Origin of the sequence: Roseococcus sp. SDR, from assembly GCF_019083995.1 — a bacterium.
Lineage (GTDB): Bacteria > Pseudomonadota > Alphaproteobacteria > Acetobacterales > Acetobacteraceae > Roseococcus.
This window is the reverse complement of the sequence record NZ_JAHRCU010000013.1, coordinates 1-21,879: the sequence shown is the minus strand read 5'-3', so window position 1 is coordinate 21,879 and position 21,879 is coordinate 1. Positions and strand designations below refer to the sequence as shown.

Here is a 21,879-nt window from a genome sequence, read left to right as displayed (position 1 = left end):
CTCAGCCTCATCTGGCGCGATCCATCCCCGCCACGGAGCGGCCTAAGCCTGCCGCGCCATCACGCGCTCGATCTCGGCACGCACCAGGCGCTCGACCGTCGCGGGCAGGTGCGCATCCAGCCAGGCCTTGAGCAGAGGGCGCAGTTCCTCGCGCACCACATCCTCGATGGTCGGGCCGCCCTTGCTGACGCTCGCGCTGCGCTCCTGAGAAACGGCGCGGCTGAGCTGGCCGAGTGCCGCCGCCGCGGCGGCCGCGGCCAGCGGGTCCAGCAGGTTGGAGGGCGCGGCCGCCGGTTCAGGGGCCTGACTGGGCTGGATGGACTGCATGATGTTCGTGGGCACCCGCGTTGGCGTTGGGATGGCGGCCGCGGGGGCCGAGGGGCGAGCCTCCGGTGGGGAGGGTGGCGGCGCGGCCGCCGCCGGGGGTGGCGGTGGGGGCGACGGCGCAGCCCGGGGCGGTTCCGGCGCGCCGGCCGGCGGGGGCTGCGGCGCGTGCGGCTCCGGCGGGCCCGCCAGCTTCTCCGGCGGCGCGATCATCATCTCGGCCGTCAACTGGATCGGCTCGGCGCCCGGCGGGGCCGGTGGCGCGGGCGGCTCCTCCTCATTCAGGATCTTGCGGATGGATGCCAGGATATCATCCATCGAGGGGTCGGCAGCGCCGGGCGGGTTCTGGCCGGACATGGTTCAGCGCCGCGCGGAGGCGTTGGAATAGTCGCCGAGGCCCGCCCAGCGGTTGCGCACCGCCTGGTAATAGGCGGTCATGTCGTAGAATTCGACATTGAGGCCGAGGTCTTGCGCGGTGAGACGGCCGACCGAGCCCGCCAGCGCATAGGAGCCGGTGACCACCTGCGCCAGCGCGTTCACCAGGCTGGTGCGCGCATTCAGCAATTCCTGCTCGGCGTTCAGCACGTCGAGCGTGGTGCGGCTGCCGACGATCGCCTCGCGCTGGACGCCATCGAGGGCAATCTCCTGCGCGCGGATCTGCACGCGCACGCTGGTCACGGCCGCACGGGCGCTGGTCAGCGTCTCCCACGCGCGCGCCGCGGCCTCGGCCGCCGAGCGGCGGGCCTCGTCCACCTGCGAGAGGTTCTGCTGCGCGACCTGACGCGCCTGGCGGACGGAGGAGTATTCGGCGCCGCCCTGATACAGCGGCGCCGAGAGGTTCAGCGTCACCTGCCCGCCATTCTGCCGCGTGTGCGGCAGCGTCGCGTTGTCGTTGCGGAAGGCCTGCGCATTGCCCGAAAGCTGCGGCATGAGCGCCGAGGCCTGGACATCGATATTGTCGCGCGCGGCGGCGGCGTTGAACAGCGCGGCGACGACCGTGGGGTTGCTCGCGACAGCCATGGACTGCGCCTCGGCCTGGCTGCGCACCGGCAGCTGCAGCGGCTGCGGATTGGTCAGCCGCCGCGGCTCCTCGCCGATCACGCGCGCATAGACGGAACGGGCGATCTGCAGGTTGCCCTCCGCCTGGACGCGCGCGGTGCGGGCGCCGGCCAGGCGGCTCTCGGCCTGCGCCACGTCGGTGCGGGTGATTTCGCCCACGCGGAAGCGCTCATTCGTCGCCTGCAGCTGGCGGGCGAGAACCTGCTCGTTGTTGATGTTGAGCCGCAGCAGCTCGCCATTCTGGATGACGCTGATGTACGCCGAGACGGCGTCGCCCAGCACCTGCTGCTCGGTCGCGATCAGGCGCGCGCGCTGCGCGAGGACGAGATTCTCGGCCTGGCGGGTCTGCGCCGTGGTGCGCCCGCCGCGGTAGATGGGCTGCGTCAGCGTGACCGTCGCGGTGGCCGGCGTGCGCTCCTGCCGGATCGTGGTGGATTGCGGGAAGGCCGGGTCACGCCAGAAGAAGCTGCCGTCGCTGCGGAACTGCTGCACCTGGCTGCGCGTCCGCACATCCGCCGCGCCGTAGCTGCCGGCCATGACCACCGTGGGCCGCCAGCCGGCCAGGGCCTGGGGCACGCCTTCATCCACACCGCGCAGCTGGGCGCGGGCGGCGAGCAGCGTGGGATTGTTGCTGTAGGCCACGGCCAGGGCTTCCTGCAGGGTCTGCGCCTGTGCCCCGCCGGCGGTGCCGATGATGACGGCCGCGGCCGCGAGGAGTGTCGCCTTCATGCCCAGATGCATCGGTCCATGTCCCCTTCAAGCTTCCCGGTGAGTATAGCCCGTCCCGGCCGCGTCGCGCCAAGGGCCGAAGGCGGGGTTGGGCCCCCGGTCACAAAATGAAACCTGTCAACAACTCACAAACGTCAGAGCACGAAGCCCGGAGCCGGCGCGAAATCGGCCAGGAGTGACGCGGCGGCATCGAAGCCCGCCACCTCGGTGACCGCGCCGCCGATCCGGCGCAAGAGGATTGCACGGCCGACCGGACCCGCCTCGCGCCGCACCGTGACCAGCCGCCCCCCTTCGCCCAGTTGCGAGAAGAGCGCGGCCGGGACCTCCGTGACCATGCCTTCGATCAGGATCAGCCGGTAGGGCGCGCCCGCCGGGGCGCCGAGGCGCGGGTCACCCTCATGCACCGCCGGGCGATTCTCGGTCAGGGAGAAATCCAGCGCGTGGCGGGCGGCGGCGGCGAGCGCGGGGTCGGCCTCGATCGCCGTCACCTGAAGGCCCATCCGCGCCAGCACGGCCGCGCCATAGCCGGTGCCCGCAGCCAGCACGAGGGCGCGCTCGCCCGGCTGGGGCAGCGCCATCTGCAGCAGGCGCGCCAGCACCATGGGCGGGAGCATGGCCCGCCCCTCGCCCAGCGGCACCTGGGCATCGGCATAGGCGCGCTCGCGCAGCGTGGCGGGCACGAAATTCTCGCGCGGGATCTCGTCCATCGCCTGCAGCAGCAGGGGGTCGGTCACGCCATTGGGGGTCAGTTGCCCATCGCGCATGAAGCGGCGTGCCCGGGCGAAATCCACATCCAAAGCAAGCATCCTCATCTCCTGACCGGCCTTTGTGCCGTTATAGGGCGGGCGGCGGGCGGCGGAAAGCTTGCGCCCCGGGCCTACCCCGCCTTGACCCGACGGCCCGCCCGGCCGATACAGCGGGGCCTTGGGGTCCGATGGCCGAGTGGTCAGGCACAGGTCTGCAAAACCTGCTACGGCGGTTCAATTCCGCCTCGGACCTCCAAGCTTCCCTCTCTGCGAAGGTTCTTTTCTGCGAGGGCATGCTTCCGGCATGCTGGGCGCGCCGATGCGCAGGAGCCCGCCATGCCCCCTCCCCTGATGGTCCGTTTCCATGGCGGCGAGGCCGGCCCCTGGCGCGTCCTCCGGCAACGGGTCCTGTCAGGCGCGCCGCTGCCGGAGGCCCGGCGCCTCGCCGTTCAGGAAGCCGCGGCACCTTCCCCGCCGGGCCCCATCGCCTGGACGCTCGCCGGCAGCACCGGGAACCTGCGCTACACCGAACGAATCGAGGCCGATTCGCTCGCCGCCCGACAGGAGGGGCTCGCCCGCCCCCAGGCGGTGCACGCCGCGCTCATTCCCATCCGCAAGAACGAGGCCTGGTGGTCCCTCGCGCAGGATGAGCGCCGCGCCGTGCTGGAGGCTCAGTCGCGCCACATCGCCATCGGCATGGACTATCTGCCCGCCGTGGCCCGCCGCCTGCACCACAGCCGCGAACTGGGCGAGCCCTTCGATTTTCTCACCTGGTTCGAATACGCGCCCGAGCACGAGCCGGCCTTCGACGAGATGCTTGGGCGCCTGCGCGCGCAGCGCGAATGGGATTTCGTCGAGCGTGAGGTGGAAATCCGCCTTGTGCGAGAACTCGGCTGAGGGGCGGTTGCGCTCCCGCGCCACCCCTGCTAGTTCCCCGCCCATGGTGATCCGGCGTGGCGCAGCGGTAGCGCAGCGGACTGTTAATCCGTTGGTCGTAGGTTCGAATCCTACCGCCGGAGCCACTGACCCACAGAAAATCTGATCTTCCGGGCCGCGTGGCTTTCAGCCTGCGCATGCGCCCTCCGCTCGGCCATCCTACCCGGTTGAGTGGGCCGCCATCGGCGGCTTCTTCAGCACAACGAAACCGCATCGGGCCAGGTGCAGCACCACACCACGTGCCACCGCCCCCGGATCGTCACGGGTCCGCGAGCCAAGGGGCTTGCCCCGGTCGTTGAACCTCAGGGCGTAGGCGATAGCCTCGGCCAGATCATCCGAATCGGCCAGCGTGAGGTCCGGCGCCGTCACACCCCGCCCTCCCCGGCTTCCAGCACCGCCTCGACCGCCTCGGAAATCATCCGCGCCGGCAGGGCCGGATGCAGCGCCCACGCAACCCGGCGGGCTTCCTCGGCCGCATCAAGGCGCCGGGCCAAGGCGAGGCCCGCCGCTCGCCGCATCGCCTCGGCAGCTTGGGACGTCAGCCAAGGGGGCGTGCGGTGCGGCGGCATGGACGGAACATAAAGCGAACCCCTGCCGTGCGGCAAGATGGGAGCCGCCTCCCCGCCCGCCCATGGATCCCGCGCGCACAAAGCGTCGCAGCCTTGACCCGCATGATCAGATCCGGCTGCCCAGCAGCTCCCACAGGCGCATGGCAGCCGCGATCAGCCCGAGCGCCGCAAGCAGGATCGCGGGCGGCGCAAGCCCTGCCGCGGCCCTGGCGCCGCGCGCCAGCAGCCAACCGGCGCCAAGCATGACGAGGCCCGCCGCCAGGACGCCGGCCAGAGCCTGGAGGCCAAGGGCCGAGAAGCTGATGACACTGGTGGAGCCGGACCACGCCGCGCCGAGGATGGCCGCCGGCATTTCCACCCAGGCGCCGACCCGCGTCGTCGCCACGATCGCCACCAGGATGGCCCCCGGGACAGCGCCGCGGAACGCCAGCAGGGCCAGGATGCAGAGCCATCCGGCATCGAGCAGGAGGTCGGCTCCGGTCAGTTCCTCGCCGGCGGTGGGCAACCACTCGGCCGCGCCCAGGGCGGCCACCGCCCCGCGCAGCACCAGCGCCGCGACGAGGCCCATGGCGAACCATCCCGCAATCGCCGGGAACGGCGTGCCGCCGCGCGCCAGGCAGGCCAGCGCCACACCGATCAGGATGGCCGGCAGCCGAACCAATTCGGCGAGCCCGACAAGCGCGCCCGCCAGCGTTCCATAGAAGCCGCCGAGCAGCACGAGCATGGCGAGCCCGATGGCCAGGGCCGGCCGCGATCCCTGCATCATCCCGTTCAAGGCCCCGCCTCCCGCCCCCGGCGATTCCCAGCCCAGCGCCCCAGCCGCCCGGCGCCGTTCAGCGGCACGCGGAGAGCACCCAGAAGCCCGGCGGCATCGGCTCGCGCGCCGCGCCGGTCTGCGCCTGCTGCGGCAATTCGCCGTAGTGCAGCGCACGGCCCAGCGCCGGTGTGAAAAGCCGCCGCGGAGCCGGGACGCCGCTGCGCGGCGGATCGGGCAGGATGGCAAGCTCATCGGTGATCGGATGGACATCGAGGCGCATCGCGTCGTCGGTCTCGAGGTCGCGCACGCCATCCTCGGCCGTCTCGGGCCCTGGCGCCGCGACCGGCCAGATGGTCAGCCCGCCATAGCCCTGCGCGGCGGCGAAGCGGAACCAGTATTCGCGCCCGCCAGCGCCGGAAACCAGGCGCAGCAGAAGGTCCGAGGCGGCGGAGGCGGGCGGCCCCTCGCGCCGCAGCTCCAGCGTCCATTCGGCCGGGGCATCGAGGCGATAGGTCGCGCGCTCGGCCGGGCAGGAGGCGGCGCGCGGCGAGACGGCCCGCGCGATGGCGTCCAGCCCCACGCCGGCCAGCACGAGGCCCGTGCCTTCGATCCGGAAGTCGAGCTGCGCGCTGCCGCCCGAGGGGCAGCAATTCGCATCCTCCGGGCGCGCGAGCGTCGCCTCGGCGGCCATCTGCTCGAAGTCATAGGTGACCGCCTGGCGGAGCTCGAGCCCGGCTGGCAGCCGGCCCGGCAGCGCGGCCCGCCAGCTTTCAGTCTCGATTTCCTCCCAGCCGCGGGGTCCGTTGCGGAACAGAAGGTCTCCATTCGCGCGGCCCATGCCGCCGGCGCGGCCGCGGACATGCAGCAGCGCCCCGCCTTCCGCCGGCAGGATGCGCGGCGCCTCGTAGCCATGCCCCTCGAAGGACCAGCCGAGCAGGCGGACGCCGCCCGCCACCTCGGCCAGCAGGACGATGCCGGAGCGCACGCCATCGGCCTCCGTGAAACCCTCCTGGATCTGCCAGAGCACCCGCGTGCGGCCATCCTCGGCCAGGGCGACGCCCGCGCCCGTCACACGGCAGTCGCGCAGGGCAGCGCCGAGGCAGCGTTGCTCCAGCGTCGCAGGTCGGGGAATCGTGCCTCCGGGGGCCGCGACCAAGCGGCCATCCGCGCCGCGCCGCTGCTCGATCCGGCGCAGCGCACGGGCCTGGCGCAGCACCTCCTCCAGCGCGGCGATTCGCGCGGCATAGGCATCGCGCAGCGCCGCCCGGTCGGGCGCCTCCGCCGCCAGCGCGGCATGCCAGTCGCGGGCACGCTGGGTGACGGTGGCGCGGCGAAGCTCCGCCGCTGCCACCTCGGGCTCCAGGGCGCGCAGCCGCGCATCCAGGGCACGCAGCACGTCATCCTGGCACAGCGTCGCCTGGAGAGGCCCGGGCGGCACCGCGCAGGCGCGCGGCTGGGCCGCGGCGGGCCAGGCCAGGAGAAGCGTCAGCGAGAGCAGCGTGGCGAGTGCGGGCGCAGTCGGCATGCGGGCGATCCTTGGCGTCGCGGAGATGGCGTCACGGGGCCAAGTCTGCACCGCACCGATGCGCGCCGAAACCCCTGCCGGGGCAGTCGCCAGCCCGCGTCGAGCGGCTCAGATCCGCCCCCTCGGCGGCGTGTGGGTGGAGGAGCCCGGGATGGTGGTTCCCGGCGTGGTGGTGCCGAGCCGGTCCTTGAACGCCCTTGGGTCGCGTCGCCAACGCCGGTACCAGACGATGCCGACGACCAGCAGCATCGGCACGGCGGTCATCGCCCAGCCGATCAAGGCGTCCCAGTCCAGCCGGGCGACGTCGCCTTCCAAGTCGAACCCCCTCTCTCGTCAGGGCAGCAGCCCGAAGGCGCCCAAGCCCAGGATGACGGCGATGAAAACGCCGACGAACAGCCATCGCCGGGGTGACGAGGCATGCGGCGTCGTCAGGAATGCGAGCAGGGAGGGGCGTCGGTCTGGCGTCATGTGACGAAGGAGATCGTAGCATGACGGCCTCCGGGCCTTGAAGGCGGATCACGCGCCGGCCAGTCTGCGCGGGTGCATGACGGTCCCGGCCCCATACTTCGCAAGATCGCAAGGACCGGCCTGCCCGTGGCGGGCCTGGGTATCGCGCTCTACGCGGCCATCGCCGTCATCGCGGAACGCGAGGGCGCGCAGTGGCTGATCAGCCTGGCGCTCGCCGCCCCCCTCGGCGCGTTGCTGGGATTCGTCGCCATGGAGGCTCTGCGCACCGGGCTTGTCCCGGCCATGGGCGGCGCCGTGACCCGGAGCCGGCACCCGATCACCTTCTGGTGCCTGGCCATCACCCATGTGGCGGCAAGCCTGCTGTTGGGCGCGCTGGCGGCCTGGAGCGCGTATCGGCTGGCTGCCGCCTGGTGACCCAGGCCGCCCATCCGCGCTGACCCTCAGCCAGGGAGCTTCAGCACCGCGCGCGCATTGCCATGCATCACCCGCGCCCGCACATCCTCCGTGATGGCCGCAGCTTCGATGAAGCGCGCGGCCGTCACCGAATCCTCATAGGGGTAGTCGATCGAGAACATCACGCGGCTCTCGCCCAGCGCCGCCAGCGCTGCCTTGAGCGGCACGTCGTCGCATTGCCCCGAGGTCGTGACCAGGAGGTTCGATCGCACGTAGTCCGACGGCTTGCGCCGGATCGGCCGGCGCGTGGGCGTGAAGGCGTAGCGGCTGTCGAGCCGCCAGAGCATGTAGGGCAAGGTCTCGCCCATATGGCCGAGGATGACCTGCGCGCGCGGAAACCGGTCGAAGACGCCGGTCACGATCAGGCGCAGCGCATGGGTCGCCGTCTCCGTCGTCCATTCCCAGGTCGGCTTGTGCAGTTCGGGCACGCCCTCCAGCACATGCGGCATGCGAAAGCTGTCATCGGGATGCAGGTAGAGCGGCACGTCGAGCGCCTGCAGCCGCTCCCAGAACACGTCATTCCTCGGGTCATCCAGATAGATGCCCAGCGTGTGGTGGTTGATCATCGCGCCCTGGAAGTTCAGCTCGCGCACGCAGCGCTCCAGCTCGCGCGCGGCCTGGGCGGGATCCTGCATGGCGAGATGCGCGAAGCCGCCATAGCGGTCCGGCCGGCGCTGGATCTCGCGCGCCAGCGCGTCATTCGCTTCCGCCGCGAGGCGCGTCGCGCGCGCCGTGTCAGGCTCCACCTGCACGCCCGGGCCCGAGATGGAGAGGATGGCGCGCGAGACGCCCGCCGCATCCATCGCGGCCAGCCGCTCCTCGCCGAAATCCAGCATGCGGCGCACCAGGACCGCCCGCGCCTCGGCCGAGACCGGCGGCATGGCCTTGTTCAGGTAGTCGAGGAAGGAGGGGATGATGACATGCTCCTCCAGCGCGATCTTGCCCGGCTGGGGCGCGGCGCCGGCCGTCCCGGCCAGGGCGAGGGGTGTGGCGAGCACGCCACGGCGTTGCAGGCGCATGCAGGAAACTCCGTGATAGGCGGAAGGATGCCCGAGCGCGCGTGCCACGTCACCCCGCATGGGACAGGGGACGCGCCTCAGAGGGGCCGCGCGAGCGGCGGGAAGCTGGCCCGCGCTACAGAATGGGGCTCAGCACCGCGGCGAAATTGTTCCAGAGCTGGCGGTGCAGCGGCCAGGCCTCCACCTCGGCCAGCGTCACCGTGCGCGAGCGCGCGAGATATTCGGCCTGCTGCGCGCGGACCAGCGCCGTCGCCGCCTCGTCGTGCAGCAGGATGTTGTTCTCGTAATTCAGGTCGAAACTGCGGCGATCCATGTTGGCCGAGCCGATCAGCGTCACCTCGCCATCCATCGTCAGCGTCTTGCTGTGCAGCAGCCCGCCCTCATATTCGCGGATATGCACGCCCGCCGCCAGAAGCTCGGCGTAATAGCTGCGGCAGGTGGCCGCCACCGCCCAATTGTCGTTGCGGGCGGGAAAGACGATGGTGGTCCGGACACCCCGGTTGCCCGCGGCGCGCAGCGCATCCTGCAAGGAGGGGTCCGGCACGTAGTAGGGCGTGGTGATCACCAACTCCCGCCGGGCGGCGTAGATCAGGCTCTGGAACATCTCGGGCATGGCCGAGTGCCGCATGGTGGGGCCGGACGCGACCACCTGCGCCACGAAGCCGCCCGCCTGCGGCTCCGGCATGGGCGCCCGGAGCAGCGCGCTCAGATCCTCCTCCGCCCAGGCCATCCAGTCCGTGACGAAGAGATGCTGGTTCTGCCGCGCCACCGGCCCCTCGAAGCGCATCACCACATCCACCCAGGGGGCGAATTTCGCCTTCACGAGGAAGGCGGCATCGGCGCAGTTCTGGCTGCCGCAATAGGTGATGGCGTGGTCGATCACCATGATCTTGCGATGGTTGCGGAGATCGAGCCGCCCATGCAGCGCGCCCAGCACGGGCAGGCCCACCGGCAAGGCGCGCGCCTGGCGCACGCCCGCGCTGGCCATCATCCGCCAGAGCGGGCTCTTGATGAGCGCGCGGGAGCCGATGTCATCCACCAGCACGCGGCAGGTGACGCCGCGCCCGGCCGCGCGGACCAGGGCCTCGGCGACCTTCGTGCCGTTGTGGTCCGGCAGCCAGATGTAGAAGAGCAGGTGGACATGCTCGCGCGCCGCGTCGATATCGGCGACGAGCATCGCGATGGTCGCGTCCGAATCCCCCGACAGCCGCGCGGTGTTGCCGCCCACCGCCGGATAGCCGCTGATGGATTGCCCCACGCGGAACAGCCCGTCGAGCCGATCCGGCACCGGCGCGGGCGCCCCCATGCCGGCGGGCTCGGGCAGCTTCGCCAGGACCTTCTGCATGCGCGCCACGCGCCGCCGGCCGATATTGGTCTCGCCCAGCAACAGGTAGCCGATCAGGCCCAGCACCGGCAGCACCAGCACCACCACCATCCAGGAGATGCGCGACGCCGGGTCCCGGTGCGGCCGCAGCAGGATCCGCGCGATCACCAGCGCCTGGAGGATGAGGTGGAAGGCGAGGATCATGGCTCAGACGAGGAAGGGCTTCCCCTGAACGTCGTAATCCGGATAGCCCAGCGTCTCGCGCAGCACGGCCGGCTTCAGCGCCAAGTCGCTCTCGGCACCGCCCGCCACCAGCGCGGCGAGGCCCGCCTCCATCCCCGCGATGGCGGGCGAGAGCATGGCCGTCGGGTAAGTGCCGATCTTGATGCCGAGCGCCTCGGCCTCGGGCCGGGTCGGGATGCGGCGACCGGGCCCGGGCGAGAGCACGGCGAAGGAGGGGCGGCCCTTCGCGGCGGCCACCGCGCGCTGGAACTCCGCGTCATCGGCCGGGCTGTCGAGGAAGAGGATGTCCGCCCCCTCCTCCACGAACATCTCGATGCGCGCCACCGCCTCATCAATGCCCTGCGTCGGGCGGCAATCGGTGCGGGCGAGCACGAGGATGCCGCTGTCCTTCGCCGCCTGAACCGCCGCGCGGATCTTCATCCGCGCCTCCTCGCGCGGCAGGCAGGGCTTGCCGGAGGAGGTGAGCTGGCGCGGCGTGATTTTGTCCTCGATCAGGATGGCGGCCGCCCCCGCCTGGCCATAGGCGCGCACGGTGCGCTGCACGTTCAGGGGGTTGCCATAGCCATGGTCGCCATCGGCCAGGATCAGCGTGTCCGGGGCCGCGCCATGCACCATGTGGAAACTGTCGAACATCTCCGCGAAGGAGAGAAGGTCAAGATCAGGCCCACCCAGCCGGCTGGCCGCCACGCAGGAGCCCGAGAGGAAGGCGGTCTTGTAGCCGGCCTTGGCGGCGAGCTTGGCGCTCAGCCCGTCCCAGACGGCGGGCATGGTGACGAAGCCGGGTTCGGCGAGAAGCTTGCGCAGGCGATCAGGCGGGGTCATGGCATTCCTCAGCAGTGCTGCCGCAACGCTAGGCCCCTGCCCCGTTCCGTCAATCCACCGTGATGTTGCCCGCCCGCACCACGCGCTGCCAGCGCGCGATCTCGCTTGCCTGGAAGGCGGCGAATTGCGCAGGGCTGCTGGCCACGATCTCGAAGCCGAGTTCACCGAGCCGCCCGGCCACGGCCGGCGCGCGCAGCCCGGCCGCCGCCACCGCGTGGACGCGCTCGACCAGCGGGGCCGGCATGGCCGGCGGGCCACCGAAGCCCTGCCAGGAATAGACGACGAAATCCGGCAGCCCCAGCTCCACCGCCGTCGGCACCTGCGGCAGCAGCGGGCTGCGCGCCTCCGACGTGATGAGAATGGGGCGCACGCGGCCTTCCGCGATCTGCGGCATGATGGAGCCGAGATTCTGGAAGGAGAGCTGAACCGTCCCCTGCAGCAGCGCCGTCGTCGCCGGCGCTCCGCCCTGGAAGGGGATATGCGTGATGTCGGTGTTCGTCGCCTGGCGGAACATCTCCATGGTCAGGTGGTCGGAGGAGCCGGCGCCGCTGGTCGAATAGCTGGCATTGCGCCTCGGCGCGCGCAGCCAGGCCAGCACGCCGGCCAGGTCATTCGCCGGCAGCGCGCCGCTGTTGATCACCAGCACATTGGGCGTGCGCACGGTCTGCATGATGCGGGTGAGCTGCGTCAGCGGGTCGTAGCCGAGGTTGGGCCGCAGCGCGACATTGATGGCCCAGGTGCTGATCGGCGCATGCATCAGCGTATAGCCGTCGGGGGCGGAGCGGATCACCTGCCGCGCGCCCACCTCGCCCGTCGCACCCGGCCGGTTCTCGACCGTGACGGGACGTCCCGTCGCCGCCTGCATGGCTTGCGCCATGGCGCGCGCGATGATGTCGGAGGAGGAGCCGGGCGCGAAGGGCACGATGATCGTCACGGCGCGCGTCGGCCAGTCGGATTGCGCGAGGGCGGCACCCGCAGGCATGGCGAGCGGCAGGGCCTGGAGCAGGGTTCGGCGGTTCATGGCATCTCTCCCGTGGTTCGTGGCATGCTGCCCCCGCCCGGCCGGGCGCGGCAACCCATGCCGCCCGGCCATGCCCCGGAGATGATGACACCGCCCCTCACCCCGCCCGGCCGGAGCCGCACCGCCCTGGAACAGGACGTGGCCCAGGCGCTCGATGCGGCGCCACCCGGCCGGAGCGGCGTGGCCCTGCTGCCCGACGCCGCCGCCGCCTTCGCCATCCGCGCCGCCAGCGCGCGCGCCGCGGGCCGGAGCCTCGACCTGCAATACTACATGTGGCGCGGCGACGTGACGGGCCAGCTCCTCGCCTGCGAGGTGCTGGCCGCGGCCGATCGCGGCGTGAAGGTCCGGCTGCTGCTGGATGACGTCTATGCCCTCGGTCGCGAACGGAGCCTCGCCGCGCTCGACGCGCACCCCCGGATCGAAGTGCGCCTCTTCAACGGCACGCGCTGGCGCCGCTTCGGCCGGATCGGCTTCCTGCTCGAGCTGGCCTTCGGCGGGCGGCACCTGAACCGGCGCATGCACAACAAGTCCTGGATCGCCGATGGCCGCCTGGCCGTGGTGGGCGGGCGCAACCTGGGCGATGCCTATTTCGGCCTCGCCTCACGCGCCAGCATCCGTTTCCGCGACCTCGACCTCGTGCTCGCCGGCCCCGCCGCGCACCAGGCGAGCCGCGTCTTCCAGCGCTACTGGAACAGCCCCCTCGCCCGCCCCGCCGAACTGGCCGCTGCCGCCGCCGAGCGCGCGGGCGGCCTGCCCGCGCTGCGCAGCGTGCTGGCGCAGGCCGATGACCGGCCGACCGCCGATGCGCTGCTGGCCAACGCCGATACGCCGCTGCGCGACCGCCTTGCCGAAGGGCTCGCGCTCCTGCCGCCCGATGCCATCCAGGTGGTGGCCGACCCGCCCGAGAAAGCGAAGCGCGGCCTGCGCGCACGCAAGGCCGCGCGGGCCGCCGGCGGCATCGCTGCCGAAATCGCCGATGCCCTGCGCGGGGCGCGGCAGGAGGCGCTGCTGATCTCGCCCTATTTCGTCCCCGGCCGCGCCGGCCTTGCGCTGATCGCGGATCTGCGGCGGCGGGGCGTGCGTGTCTCCATCATCACCAATTCCCTGGCGGCGACGGATGTGGTGGCCGTGCATGGGGGCTATGCCAAATATCGCCGCGCGCTGCTCAGCCTCGGCGTCACGCTGTTCGAGCTGAAGCCCGAGTGGCGCGAGACCAATCCGAGCCTGATGGGCTCGCGCGGCGCCGCGCTGCACACCAAGGCCTTCGCGGTGGATGGACGGCTCGGCTTCGTCGGCTCCTTCAACCTCGATCCGCGCTCGGCCGCGCTGAACACCGAGATGGGGTGCTTCGTGCGCGATGCCAGGATCGCGGCGGGCATCGCGGCCGAGCATGCACGCCTCGCGGACCCGGCGATGAGCTGGCAGGTGGCGCTGGAGGCGGGCGAGCTGGTCTGGCGCGACGGCCCCGCCCTTGCCCCACGCGAACCGGGCGCGGGGCTTTGGCGGCGGCTGCTGGCGGGCGCCGTTCGCCGGCTGCCGGTGGAGGAGCAGCTTTAGGCGGGGCGGATTCAGCCCGCGACCAGCGTCGCGCGCCGGGCCCCGCGGTCGAGCAGCTCGCGCGTCGCGCTGCCGAAGACAATGTCGCGCAGCGGCGCATGACGGACGGCGCCCATCACGATCATCTCCGCCCCCGCTTCGCCCGCCGCGGCCTCCAGCGTCGCCAGCACGCCGCCGCGGCCGCGCGGGACCGCGCTGAAACGGGCGGCCGCGCCGTGCCGCGCCAGGAGCCGCGCGAGCGCGATGCCGGATTGGCCGGCCCGCAACTCCTTGTCCTCCGTCACGGAGACGATGATCGTCTCCTCGGCGTGGCGGAGGAAGGGAAGCGCGCCATGCACCGCCCGGACGGCGGCGGGGGTGGCGTCCCAGGCGATCACCACGCGCGCCGGAAGGCCGCTGAGCGGCGCGTCCGGCGGCACCACCAGCAGCGGGCGGCCGCTGTCGAAGGCGGCAGCGTTCAGCAGGTTCCGCGTCCCCATCACCCCCGCCATCCCGGCCGCGATGACCCCGAGATCCGAGACGCGGAGATGGTCCGCGAAGACCTCGCCGACGCCAAAGGCGAAGCTGCTGCGATCCAGCACCTCGCAGGCCAGGCCTCGGCGCTCGGCCGTATCGCGCAATTGGGCGGCCGCCCCTTGCTCGGCGGCGAGGCTCGCCTCCCCATCGGTCGTGAAGACCAAGGCCGTCACATGCGCGCCCCAGGCCTCGGCCAAGGCGAAGGCCGTGGTGAACGATGCGTCCAGTGTGGCGCCGTCCCCTGGTTCGACGTGGCAGGCGATGGTGGTGACGGTCATGGATGCTCCTCCGGCATTGGCTGGATCGGCCGGCTTGAACGCCGGCGCGCCCTCTCGTCGGATGCGGCGTCGCCAACCCTTGGCGGCGCGATAACCCAACGCCGGAAACTTGCGGCAATTGCGGCTCAACCGCCTTGATCTCTGTCAAAAGGCGCTCGACGCTGCTCAACCAGGTTCAACAGCGCCGGAATGGGTGAGGCAGGGATCAGATGCTGACGCGGAAGTTCATGACTGTGCGTGAAGTGGCCGACCTCGCGCAGGTGGGCGAGGCGACGGTCCGCCATTGGATCAGGCAGGGGGATTTGCGCGCCATCGATGTCGGGCGCGAGTTCCGAATCATCCCGCGCGATCTCGAGCGGTTCCTCGACCAGCACGCGACGCGCGGCACGGCGGAGCCTGAAGCCGGCGCGGCCAAGCCCCGGCCCGCGGGCGGGTAGCGCTACGGGCCCTTGCGGCTGCGGGCCCTGCCCTTCTTCGGATCATAGCCACCGCCGCCCGGCCCCATCGGCTTCGGCTTCCAATCCTTCTTGGGTGTGGCCTCGCGCAGGGACCGCCCGGCCTCGTTCGGCGCCAACGCCGCGCCCGTGGCGGGCAGGCCCAGGTCCAGCGCCTCCAGCCGCTTGATCTCGTCGCGCAGCCGCGCCGCCGTCTCGAATTCGAGGTCGGCCGCGGCCGCGCGCATCTTCTTCTCGAGCTCCGCGATGGAAGCGCGCAGATCCCGCCCCACGAATTGCGCGGTGGCATCGCCCTCCACCGCTTCCACGGTGACGTAGTCGCCCTGGCTCACATCCTTCAGCACATCGCTGATCTCGCGCCGGATGGAAGTGGGCGTGATGCCGTGCTCGGTATTCCAGGCGATCTGCTTGGCGCGGCGGCGCTCGGTCTCCTCCAGCGCGCGCTTCATGCTGTCCGTCATGCGGTCGGCATAGAGGATCACACGGCCCTCCGCGTTGCGCGCCGCACGCCCGATCGTCTGGATCAGCGAGGTGGTGGAGCGGAGAAAACCCTCCTTGTCCGCGTCCAGGATGGCGACCAGGCCGCATTCGGGGATGTCCAGCCCCTCGCGCAGCAGGTTGATGCCGATCAGCGCGTCGAAGACGCCGCGGCGCAGGTCGCGGATGATCTCGATGCGCTCCAGCGTGTCCACATCCGAATGCAGGTAGCGGACGCGCACGCCCATCTCGGTGAGGTATTCGGTCAATTGCTCGGCCATGCGCTTGGTCAGCACCGTCACCAGCACGCGCGCCCCGCGCGCCGCGCAATCCTTCACTTCGGCCAGCAGGTCATCCACCTGGTTCTCGACGGGGCGGATGTCGCAGACCGGGTCCACGAGGCCGGTCGGGCGGATCACCTGCTCGGCGAAGACGCCGGCGGTGCGCTCCATCTCCCAGGGGCCCGGTGTGGCGCTGACGAAGACCGTCTGCGGGCGGAAGCTATCCCATTCCTCGAATTTCAGCGGCCGGTTGTCGGTGCAGCTCGGCAGGCGGAAGCCGTAGTCGCTCAGGATGATCTTGCGCGCATAGTCGCCGCGATACATGCCGCCGATCTGCGGCACGGTGACGTGGCTCTCATCCACCACCAGCAGCGCGCCCTCGGGCAGGTATTCGAAGAGGGTGGGCGGCGGCTCGCCCGGGTTCCGACCGGAGAGATAGCGCGAGTAGTTCTCGATGCCCTTGCAGGAGCCGGTGGTCTCCATCATCTCGATGTCGAAGGTGGTGCGCTGGTCGAGGCGCTGTGCCTCCAGCAGCTTGCCCTCCTTTTCCAGCTCCGCCAGCCGCTCCTTCAGCTCCGCCTTGATGCGGCCGATGGCCTGGGTCAGCGTGGGCCGCGGCGTGACATAGTGGCTGTTGGCGTAGATGCTGAGCCGCTCGAACTCGCCGGTGATCTCGCCCGTCAGCGGGTCGAACTCGCGCAGATTCTCGATCTCGTCGCCGAAGAGGCTGACGCGCCAGGCGCGGTCTTCCAGATGGGCGGGCCAGATGTCCAGGCTCTCGCCGCGCACGCGGAAGGAACCGCGCTGGAAGGCCATGTCGTTCCGGCGGTATTGCTGCTCGACCAGGCCCTTCAGCAGCGCCTCGCGCGAGATGGAGCCGCCCACCTCCAGCTTCACCACCATGTTGGAATAGGTCTCGACCGAGCCGATGCCGTAGATGCAGGAGACGGAGGCCACGATCACCACATCCCGCCGCTCCAGCAGCGCCTGGGTGGCGCTGTGCCGCATGCGGTCGATCTGCTCGTTGATCTGGCTGTCCTTCTCGATATAGGTGTCCGTTCGCGGCACATAGGCCTCGGGCTGGTAGTAGTCGTAGTAGCTGACGAAGTATTCGACGGCGTTCTCGGGGAAGAAGCTCTTCATCTCGCCGTATAATTGCGCCGCCAGCGTCTTGTTGGGGGCGAGGATCAGCGTGGGCCGCTGCACCGCCTCGATCACCTTGGCCATGGTGAAGGTCTTGCCCGAGCCGGTCACGCCCAGCAGCACCTGGTCCCGCTCGCCGCCCTCCACCCCGCCCACGAGGTCGCGGATGGCCGTCGGCTGGTCGCCATTGGGTTCGAAGGGGCTGACGACCTTGAGCGGCTTGCCGGCGGCCGGCATGGGCTGGCGGATCGGCTGGAAGAGGACGGGGGCGATCACGTTCATGCCCGCAATATAGGATGGCGCCCCGGGCCCTGCGATGCCATATGCGCCGCCAGATCACAGGATGCCGCCATGCCCGAGGATGTGGACCCGAACGACGATTTCGTCAGCGACGACGCCTATGCGGCCGGCCGCAAGGCTTTTGCCGCCGGCGCCTCGGTGCTGGAAAACCCGATGGCCCAGACGGGCGACTGGGGGAAGGCCTGGTTCTCCGGCTGGCTCGATGCGCTGGCCGATGCGGTGACGGGACATGACCGCTCCCAGGGCGCCTTCCGCCGCCTGCTGCGCCGGGACACGGCCGAGCCGTTTTGAGGCGCGCTTAAACCCGCCTACCCTCCCCGCATCCAGGGAGGATCTGATCATGGACGAAACCGAAGCCCACAAGGCGCTCCGCGCGCGCGGCCGCCGCGAGATGCGCGAAATCCTGGGCGCGCCCTACACCGAGGCGCGGGACGCCAGCACCACCCCCTTCAACGCCGCGATCCGGGCGCTGTCGGAGGAGATGGCCTATGCCACGCTCTGGACGCGCCCCGTGCTGGACCGCAAGCAGCGCAGCCTCATCACGCTCGCCATGCTCTGCGCGCTGAACCACCCGCATGAGCTTCGCATCCATCTGGTGGCGGCGCTGAACAATGGCTGCACGGCCGAGGAGATCAGCGAGGTCTTCACCCATGCCGTCGCCTATTGCGGCTTCCCGGCCTCCATTGATGCGCTGCGCATGGCCGAGCAGGTGCTGAAGGAACAGGGCGCTCTGTAGCGACAGAAACCGGCCGCCGCCGGGCATGACGTGAGCGGGGAAGAGCCCCAGGCGAGGCCCCGTCGCGACGCCCCGAAACTTGCCGGGCCGATGCACGAGGCAGATGCCTCGATCGGACCGGAGGGCGGGGACACCCGGATGAGGCAGCCCGCGGGCCGCGCCATCCGGTGGCGAGAGGGGGCATCGCCGCGAACACGCGCATGCGGCGCGGCGGCGGCCGGAACCGGGTTCCGGGCGGTCAGCCCGGCAGGTTCTCGGCGATGTAGGGCGGCAGGTTGAACGCCCCCACATGGATCTCCGGCGTCCAGTAGCGCGTGGTGCCGAGGATGCCCGCGGCCGCGGCGCGGCGGCGGATCTCCTCCACCGGCACGCTCCGGAGGCCCTGCGTCTTGGCCGACCAGCCCAGCGTCATGAAGCCGCCCACATAGGTCGGCACCGCCGCCACATAGGCCGAGATGTCGGGGAAGAACTTGCCCCGGCGAAGCGAGGTCTCACGCAGCTCATCCGCCTGCATGAAGGGCACGCCGCACTGGTTCACGATCAGCCCGTTGGCCGAGAGCAGGCGCGAGGCATTGTGATAGAACTCGTCGGTGAAGAGCACCTCGCCCACACCGATCGGGTCCGTGCTGTCCACGATCACCACGTCGAAGGAACCGGCCTCGGCCTGGCGGACGTAATCAATGCCGTCGCCCACGATCACCTGGCCGCGCGGGTTGGTCCAGGCATCGCCGGCCACATCGGGCATGTGCTCCTGGCAGAGGCGGATCACCTCGCCATCGATCTCGACCATCACGCATTTCTCGACGTTCTGGTGCTGCAGCACACGCCGCAGCACGCCGCCATCGCCGGCGCCGATGATGAGCACGCGCTTGGCCGCGCCATGCGCCAGCAGCGGCACATGGGTCAGCATCTCCTGATAGACGAACTCGTCGCGCTCGGTGATCTGGATCACGCCGTCCAGCACCATGACGCGGCCATGCGAGGTGCTCTCGAAGAGCATGATGTCCTGGAACTCGCTCTTCACGCGCGCCAGCTCGCGCTTCACCAGGAAGCGCTGGCCCCAATCGGGATAGAGCGTCTCGTTCACCCACACATCGGTCATCGTCGGAGGTCCTTCAGGCCAAGAAGAAGGGCCGGACGTTGCCGCCCGGCCCCGTTCATCGCATCGCTGCGGGGCGTTCAGCCCACCATGCCGCGCTTGTGCTCGGCGAGCTGCACGCGCTCCGGCAGGAAGCCGGTCTTCAGCAGCGGGATGGCCTTGTAGGGGTCGCAATCGCCGCAGACGAAGATGTCGAGCGCGGCATAGTCCCGCTCGGGCCAGGTGTGGATCGAGACGTGGCTCTCGGCCAGCACCAGCACGCCACTCACGCCGCCATTGGGCGAGAAGTGGTGGAAATGCCCGTGCAGGATCGTCGCACCGGAGGCGATGGCCGCCTCGCGCAGCACGGCGTCGATATGGCCGGGGTCGTCGAGGTTCGTCGCACCCCAGAGGTCGATGATCAGGTGCGTGCCGGCGTAGCGGACGCCGTTGCGCTCGACGAAATAATCCTTCGTCTCACTGACCGAACCGGCCGAAGCATGAGTCGTGTTCTGGGCGTTGCTCGGGAGAGTGTCCGAGTCCATCCCCAGTCGGACGAGAGAGTCCATGTCGGGTTCCCTTTCCCACCAGCAGATGACCAATTGTCGGCTGTGCGGCCCCAGTGGCCGTCGGTTCGAACAGGTCAGCGGTGGGGGCATATGGGGCAAGGGGCCCCGGGGGTCAAATGAAATTGCGCCTGCGCGGCCCGAAAAAATCGCGGAGCTCCCCCCCACCCCGCGCAAGACTCAACCGGCCGGGCCCTGCGCCGTCCGCAAAGGCTCCAGCCGTTGCGGCAAACTCCGGAAGAGGTTCAGTTCCCGGGCCAAACGCGGGAGGTCTGCGAGGCCGCGCACCGGGTCCGTCGCCAGCGCCTCGAAGGCCGTGGCCATCGGCCCGGGGGTGAGTTGCGCGCCATGCCGCGCCCGCAACTGGGCCAGCGCCGGCTGCTCGCCCGCCATGGCGAGCCAGGCTGCCTGGCGCAGCACCAGGCGCTGCGCGGAGTCGGGCAGCGGGCCCTGGGCCGGCAGCGTGGCGAGGTGCCGGCCGAGCGCCGCCGCCGCACCGCTGAAGTCCCGCGCCTCGGCCATCATTTCCGAGAGGGTCTCATCCCCCGCGGGGCCCAGCGCCTGCAGCGCCTCGGCGGCCAATGCCCGATTGCCCCTCCGCGCCTCCGCGCGTGCCGCGAGGAGGCTGCGCGCCTCGATCAGCGCAGGCGGCAGGCGCGGCGCGGAACTCGCGGCCAGCGCGGCCAGAGTCCCCTCGGCGTCACGCTCGGAGAGGCGCAGTGCCGCGAGGCGGGCACCGAGCGCGGCGCGGTGCTCGCCGGGGGGCGCATGCTCCATCGCGCGGCGCAGCAAGGCGGAGGCGCGATCAGCGAGGTCGAGGGCCACGAGGCGGTCGGTCAGCATGGCCAGCACCCCCTCCCCGGCTTCGCCCGCCGGCAGCAATTCGGGATGCGCGTCGGCGAGCGCCACGGCACCCAGCGGCGACTCGGCCTCCAGCGCATGCAGGAAGGCGGATTGGATGGGTGCGCGGAGTTGCATGGCCTGCTCCGGGAAGGCCTCGGCCGTCTCGCGCAGAAGGGCGAGCGCGCCGCGTGGGTCCCCGGCCTCGCGCCGCAGGGCCGCGACACGCTCGCGCGTCCCGATTTCGATGCCGTCGCCACGCCAGGCGAAGAGCGCGGACTCCAGCGCACGCGCGGCGCCCGCCGCATCAAGCCGGCCGGTCGCGAGGCGCAATTCGATCGCGCGCCGCAGCGCGCGGGCGCGCATCAGCCGGTCCCGGCCCTGGGCCGCGGCGGCATAGGCCTCCAGCGCGCGGCCGGGCTCTCCCTCCGCCTCCTCCAGCATGGCCTGGGCGAGCAGGATGGCGGGATCTTCGGCCGCGCCCGCGATCAGCCGGCGGGCCGCCGCATGCTGCCCGCCCTCCACCAGCGCCTCGGCCGCGGGGCCGATCAGCCGCCGGCGCAGGCCCTCGGGATAGGCCTGCAGCAACGGCCAGGCGGCGGCGAGGCCGGGGCCGGCCGCCTGGGCATCGCCCAGCATGGCCGCGCGCAGGCTGCGCCAGAGCAGCACCTCGTCCGAGCCCGGGATTTCGGCATCCAACCCCGCCGCCTCGCCGGGGCGGCCGGCCAGCAGCGCGGCCATCCCGCCCAGGAAGGCGAAGCGGCGGTCCATCGCCGCCTCGGGGCTTTCCTGCCCGGCCAGGCGCAGCATGGCTTGCGCCTCCTGCGGCAAGCCCAGCGCGAGCAGCGTCTGCGCCGCCGCCAGGCGCGGCTCGGCGCGGGTCAATGGCGGCGCCGAGGCGATGCCGGCCTGCTGTGCCCTGAGGCGCTCCAGCAGCGCGGGCATGGGCTGGCCCGGCATGTCGAAGCTGCGCGTCATGCCGGGGGCCAGGCCCTGCATGGCCTCGGGCCCGGCGGCGAGGGATACGCTGCCGCCCTCGATCGAGAGAAGGAAACGCCCCGCCCCGGGCCGCAGCGCCACGCGATCCGCCCGCGCGAGCACGGCGACGCCGAGGAAGGTCTCCAGCAGGTCAAGCTCGGCCAGGCCGCGGGTGCCGAGTTGGCGCGGTGCCGCCTGGGTGACGAGGCCGACCAGCAGCGGCCCGCCGGTCAGCGGATCGGGCAGGCTGAGCACGCGCCCCGGGCGTGGCGCATGCAGGATGGCGCGTCCCTGGTCGAACTCGGCGCGCAGCGTGGGTGTGGCCGTGGCCGCGGGATGCTGGCGCGGCACGACGGAGAGGAACCAGTCATTCCCCTCCTGCCGAACGGCAAGCTGCTGGCCGAGTGCCAGCGGGAAGGTGATGAGCGTCGCACCCGGCACGGGCCGCGCCTGAATGCCGGCGAAGGCCGGCTCCCGCAGCAGGCCGCCGAACTCGATGGGCCGCTCGGTCTCGGCGAGAACCAAGGCCTGCTCGCCGCGCCGCAAGGCCGCCAGCCCGGTGCCGGCACCCAGCGGCAGGCGCATGCCGGGGCCGCCGGCGGGATCATCAAGCAGGCGCGCGCGCACGGGTGGCGGCCCCGCGAGGCTGCTGGGCGGGGGCGGCGCGGCGCCGGGCCGG

At 71.5% G+C, this 21,879-nt stretch carries 23 protein-coding genes and 2 tRNA genes; 8 read left to right on the top strand and 17 right to left on the bottom strand.

All coding sequences use genetic code 11. The features are described from left to right. Window positions 1-42: 42 nt before the first annotated feature. The 3 genes from KTR66_RS25105 to KTR66_RS15145 all read right to left on the bottom strand — a co-directional run bounded on the left by KTR66_RS25105 (window position 43) and on the right by KTR66_RS15145 (window position 2,918). Window positions 43-681 carry a DUF2497 domain-containing protein gene (locus tag KTR66_RS25105; protein WP_213613856.1) on the bottom strand — a complete coding sequence of 213 codons (639 nt, stop codon included), beginning with the start codon at window positions 679-681 and terminating at the stop codon, window positions 43-45. A gap of 3 nt (window positions 682-684) precedes the next feature. Then, entirely contained in the window at window positions 685-2,112 is a 1,428-nt protein-coding gene (locus tag KTR66_RS15150; RefSeq protein ID WP_249732166.1) for a TolC family outer membrane protein, read from the bottom strand. Window positions 2,113-2,246: 134 nt separating this feature from the next. After that, a complete protein-coding gene (locus tag KTR66_RS15145; protein ID WP_249732165.1) occupies window positions 2,247-2,918 on the bottom strand; it encodes a protein-L-isoaspartate O-methyltransferase in 672 nt (223 codons plus the stop codon). Between the two features lie 122 nt (window positions 2,919-3,040). On the opposite strand from KTR66_RS15145, the gene KTR66_RS15140 reads away from it, so the two are divergent. From KTR66_RS15140 to KTR66_RS15130, 3 genes are all read left to right on the top strand, one after another. Next, window positions 3,041-3,114 (top strand) — tRNA-Cys (locus tag KTR66_RS15140). 80 nt (window positions 3,115-3,194) lie between these two features. Further along, the gene (locus tag KTR66_RS15135; RefSeq protein WP_249732164.1) at window positions 3,195-3,755 is read left to right on the top strand and encodes a chlorite dismutase family protein; all 561 of its coding nucleotides are present in this window, start codon (window positions 3,195-3,197) and stop codon (window positions 3,753-3,755) included. A gap of 50 nt (window positions 3,756-3,805) precedes the next feature. Beyond that, window positions 3,806-3,880: transfer RNA gene (locus KTR66_RS15130), tRNA-Asn, on the top strand. A 73-nt stretch (window positions 3,881-3,953) separates the two neighbouring features. On the opposite strand, the gene KTR66_RS15125 is transcribed toward KTR66_RS15130, so the two are convergent. The 5 genes from KTR66_RS15125 to KTR66_RS15105 form a co-directional block, all read right to left on the bottom strand. Beyond that, window positions 3,954-4,163 (bottom strand): hypothetical protein, encoded by a 210-nt coding sequence (locus KTR66_RS15125; RefSeq protein WP_213613843.1) that lies wholly within the window; start codon window positions 4,161-4,163, stop codon window positions 3,954-3,956. After that, a complete protein-coding gene (locus KTR66_RS15120; protein WP_213613842.1) occupies window positions 4,160-4,363 on the bottom strand; it encodes a hypothetical protein in 204 nt (67 codons plus the stop codon). Before KTR66_RS15120 ends, KTR66_RS15125 begins: the two co-directional genes overlap by 4 nt. 106 nt (window positions 4,364-4,469) lie before the next feature. Beyond that, entirely contained in the window at window positions 4,470-5,126 is a 657-nt protein-coding gene (locus KTR66_RS15115) for a hypothetical protein (protein WP_213613841.1), read from the bottom strand. A 70-nt stretch (window positions 5,127-5,196) separates the two neighbouring features. Further along, on the bottom strand, window positions 5,197-6,645 hold the full coding sequence (locus KTR66_RS15110) for a hypothetical protein (RefSeq protein WP_213613840.1): 1,449 nt from the start codon (window positions 6,643-6,645) through the stop codon (window positions 5,197-5,199). A gap of 108 nt (window positions 6,646-6,753) precedes the next feature. Further along, complete coding sequence (locus KTR66_RS15105) at window positions 6,754-6,960, bottom strand: hypothetical protein (protein WP_213613839.1); 207 nt, start codon at window positions 6,958-6,960, stop codon at window positions 6,754-6,756. Between the two features lie 279 nt (window positions 6,961-7,239). Here KTR66_RS15105 and KTR66_RS15100 point away from each other — a divergent pair, with 279 nt between their 5' ends. Continuing rightward, window positions 7,240-7,527 carry a hypothetical protein gene (locus tag KTR66_RS15100; RefSeq protein WP_213613837.1) on the top strand — a complete coding sequence of 96 codons (288 nt, stop codon included), beginning with the start codon at window positions 7,240-7,242 and terminating at the stop codon, window positions 7,525-7,527. A 26-nt stretch (window positions 7,528-7,553) separates the two neighbouring features. Here the strand turns inward: KTR66_RS15100 and KTR66_RS15095 are convergent, their stop codons facing one another. The 4 genes from KTR66_RS15095 to KTR66_RS15080 form a co-directional block, all read right to left on the bottom strand. Further along, complete coding sequence (locus KTR66_RS15095) at window positions 7,554-8,585, bottom strand: amidohydrolase family protein (protein WP_213613835.1); 1,032 nt, start codon at window positions 8,583-8,585, stop codon at window positions 7,554-7,556. 115 nt (window positions 8,586-8,700) lie between these two features. Next, entirely contained in the window at window positions 8,701-10,113 is a 1,413-nt protein-coding gene (gene cls / locus KTR66_RS15090; protein ID WP_213613834.1) for a cardiolipin synthase, read from the bottom strand. 3 nt (window positions 10,114-10,116) lie between these two features. Then, complete coding sequence (locus KTR66_RS15085; RefSeq protein ID WP_213613832.1) at window positions 10,117-10,974, bottom strand: oxaloacetate decarboxylase; 858 nt, start codon at window positions 10,972-10,974, stop codon at window positions 10,117-10,119. Between the two features lie 49 nt (window positions 10,975-11,023). Further along, window positions 11,024-11,995: a tripartite tricarboxylate transporter substrate binding protein gene (locus KTR66_RS15080; protein WP_213613830.1), complete on the bottom strand. Its 972-nt coding sequence runs from the start codon at window positions 11,993-11,995 to the stop codon at window positions 11,024-11,026. 24 nt (window positions 11,996-12,019) lie between these two features. Between KTR66_RS15080 and KTR66_RS15075 the strand changes: the two genes are divergently transcribed. Beyond that, entirely contained in the window at window positions 12,020-13,552 is a 1,533-nt protein-coding gene (locus KTR66_RS15075) for a phospholipase D family protein (RefSeq protein WP_249732163.1), read from the top strand. Window positions 13,553-13,563: 11 nt separating this feature from the next. On the opposite strand, the gene KTR66_RS15070 is transcribed toward KTR66_RS15075, so the two are convergent. Beyond that, window positions 13,564-14,346, bottom strand: coding sequence for a universal stress protein (locus KTR66_RS15070; protein WP_213613828.1), 783 nt, complete (start codon window positions 14,344-14,346; stop codon window positions 13,564-13,566). A gap of 227 nt (window positions 14,347-14,573) precedes the next feature. Here KTR66_RS15070 and KTR66_RS15065 point away from each other — a divergent pair, with 227 nt between their 5' ends. Next, window positions 14,574-14,783 (top strand): helix-turn-helix domain-containing protein, encoded by a 210-nt coding sequence (locus tag KTR66_RS15065; RefSeq protein ID WP_249732162.1) that lies wholly within the window; start codon window positions 14,574-14,576, stop codon window positions 14,781-14,783. A 2-nt stretch (window positions 14,784-14,785) separates the two neighbouring features. Here KTR66_RS15065 and uvrB read toward each other — a convergent pair whose 3' ends face one another. Next, complete coding sequence (gene uvrB, locus KTR66_RS15060) at window positions 14,786-16,984, bottom strand: excinuclease ABC subunit UvrB (protein ID WP_213613824.1); 2,199 nt, start codon at window positions 16,982-16,984, stop codon at window positions 14,786-14,788. A 69-nt stretch (window positions 16,985-17,053) separates the two neighbouring features. On the opposite strand from uvrB, the gene KTR66_RS15055 reads away from it, so the two are divergent. After that, the gene (locus KTR66_RS15055) at window positions 17,054-17,293 is read left to right on the top strand and encodes a hypothetical protein (RefSeq protein WP_213613822.1); all 240 of its coding nucleotides are present in this window, start codon (window positions 17,054-17,056) and stop codon (window positions 17,291-17,293) included. A gap of 49 nt (window positions 17,294-17,342) precedes the next feature. Continuing rightward, a complete protein-coding gene (locus KTR66_RS15050) occupies window positions 17,343-17,738 on the top strand; it encodes a carboxymuconolactone decarboxylase family protein (protein ID WP_213613820.1) in 396 nt (131 codons plus the stop codon). 238 nt (window positions 17,739-17,976) lie between these two features. Here the strand turns inward: KTR66_RS15050 and speE are convergent, their stop codons facing one another. The 3 genes from speE to KTR66_RS15035 form a co-directional block, all read right to left on the bottom strand. After that, the gene (speE, locus tag KTR66_RS15045; protein WP_213613818.1) at window positions 17,977-18,840 is read right to left on the bottom strand and encodes a polyamine aminopropyltransferase; all 864 of its coding nucleotides are present in this window, start codon (window positions 18,838-18,840) and stop codon (window positions 17,977-17,979) included. 77 nt (window positions 18,841-18,917) lie between these two features. Beyond that, on the bottom strand, window positions 18,918-19,385 hold the full coding sequence (gene speD / locus KTR66_RS15040) for an adenosylmethionine decarboxylase (RefSeq protein ID WP_213613816.1): 468 nt from the start codon (window positions 19,383-19,385) through the stop codon (window positions 18,918-18,920). A 177-nt stretch (window positions 19,386-19,562) separates the two neighbouring features. Then, window positions 19,563-21,879 (bottom strand): hypothetical protein (locus tag KTR66_RS15035; RefSeq protein WP_213613814.1); only part of this gene is annotated, 2,317 nt, incomplete at its 5' end.

Coding starts and splice junctions, on each gene's coding strand:
- speE (WP_213613818.1), bottom strand. CDS start 18,840: ATGACCGATGTGTGGGTGAACGAGACGCTCTATCCCGATTGGGGCCAG.
- KTR66_RS15120 (WP_213613842.1), bottom strand. CDS start 4,363: ATGCCGCCGCACCGCACGCCCCCTTGGCTGACGTCCCAAGCTGCCGAG.
- cls (WP_213613834.1), bottom strand. CDS start 10,113: ATGATCCTCGCCTTCCACCTCATCCTCCAGGCGCTGGTGATCGCGCGG.
- KTR66_RS15050 (WP_213613820.1), top strand. CDS start 17,343: ATGGACGAAACCGAAGCCCACAAGGCGCTCCGCGCGCGCGGCCGCCGC.
- KTR66_RS15085 (WP_213613832.1), bottom strand. CDS start 10,974: ATGACCCCGCCTGATCGCCTGCGCAAGCTTCTCGCCGAACCCGGCTTC.
- uvrB (WP_213613824.1), bottom strand. CDS start 16,984: ATGAACGTGATCGCCCCCGTCCTCTTCCAGCCGATCCGCCAGCCCATG.
- KTR66_RS15075 (WP_249732163.1), top strand. CDS start 12,020: ATGCTGCCCCCGCCCGGCCGGGCGCGGCAACCCATGCCGCCCGGCCAT.
- KTR66_RS15115 (WP_213613841.1), bottom strand. CDS start 5,126: ATGCAGGGATCGCGGCCGGCCCTGGCCATCGGGCTCGCCATGCTCGTG.
- KTR66_RS15095 (WP_213613835.1), bottom strand. CDS start 8,585: ATGCGCCTGCAACGCCGTGGCGTGCTCGCCACACCCCTCGCCCTGGCC.
- KTR66_RS15135 (WP_249732164.1), top strand. CDS start 3,195: ATGCCCCCTCCCCTGATGGTCCGTTTCCATGGCGGCGAGGCCGGCCCC.
- KTR66_RS15150 (WP_249732166.1), bottom strand. CDS start 2,112: ATGAAGGCGACACTCCTCGCGGCCGCGGCCGTCATCATCGGCACCGCC.
- KTR66_RS15065 (WP_249732162.1), top strand. CDS start 14,574: ATGACTGTGCGTGAAGTGGCCGACCTCGCGCAGGTGGGCGAGGCGACG.
- KTR66_RS15110 (WP_213613840.1), bottom strand. CDS start 6,645: ATGCCGACTGCGCCCGCACTCGCCACGCTGCTCTCGCTGACGCTTCTC.
- KTR66_RS15070 (WP_213613828.1), bottom strand. CDS start 14,346: ATGACCGTCACCACCATCGCCTGCCACGTCGAACCAGGGGACGGCGCC.
- KTR66_RS25105 (WP_213613856.1), bottom strand. CDS start 681: ATGTCCGGCCAGAACCCGCCCGGCGCTGCCGACCCCTCGATGGATGAT.
- speD (WP_213613816.1), bottom strand. CDS start 19,385: ATGGACTCTCTCGTCCGACTGGGGATGGACTCGGACACTCTCCCGAGC.
- KTR66_RS15055 (WP_213613822.1), top strand. CDS start 17,054: ATGCCCGAGGATGTGGACCCGAACGACGATTTCGTCAGCGACGACGCC.
- KTR66_RS15080 (WP_213613830.1), bottom strand. CDS start 11,995: ATGAACCGCCGAACCCTGCTCCAGGCCCTGCCGCTCGCCATGCCTGCG.
- KTR66_RS15145 (WP_249732165.1), bottom strand. CDS start 2,918: ATGCTTGCTTTGGATGTGGATTTCGCCCGGGCACGCCGCTTCATGCGC.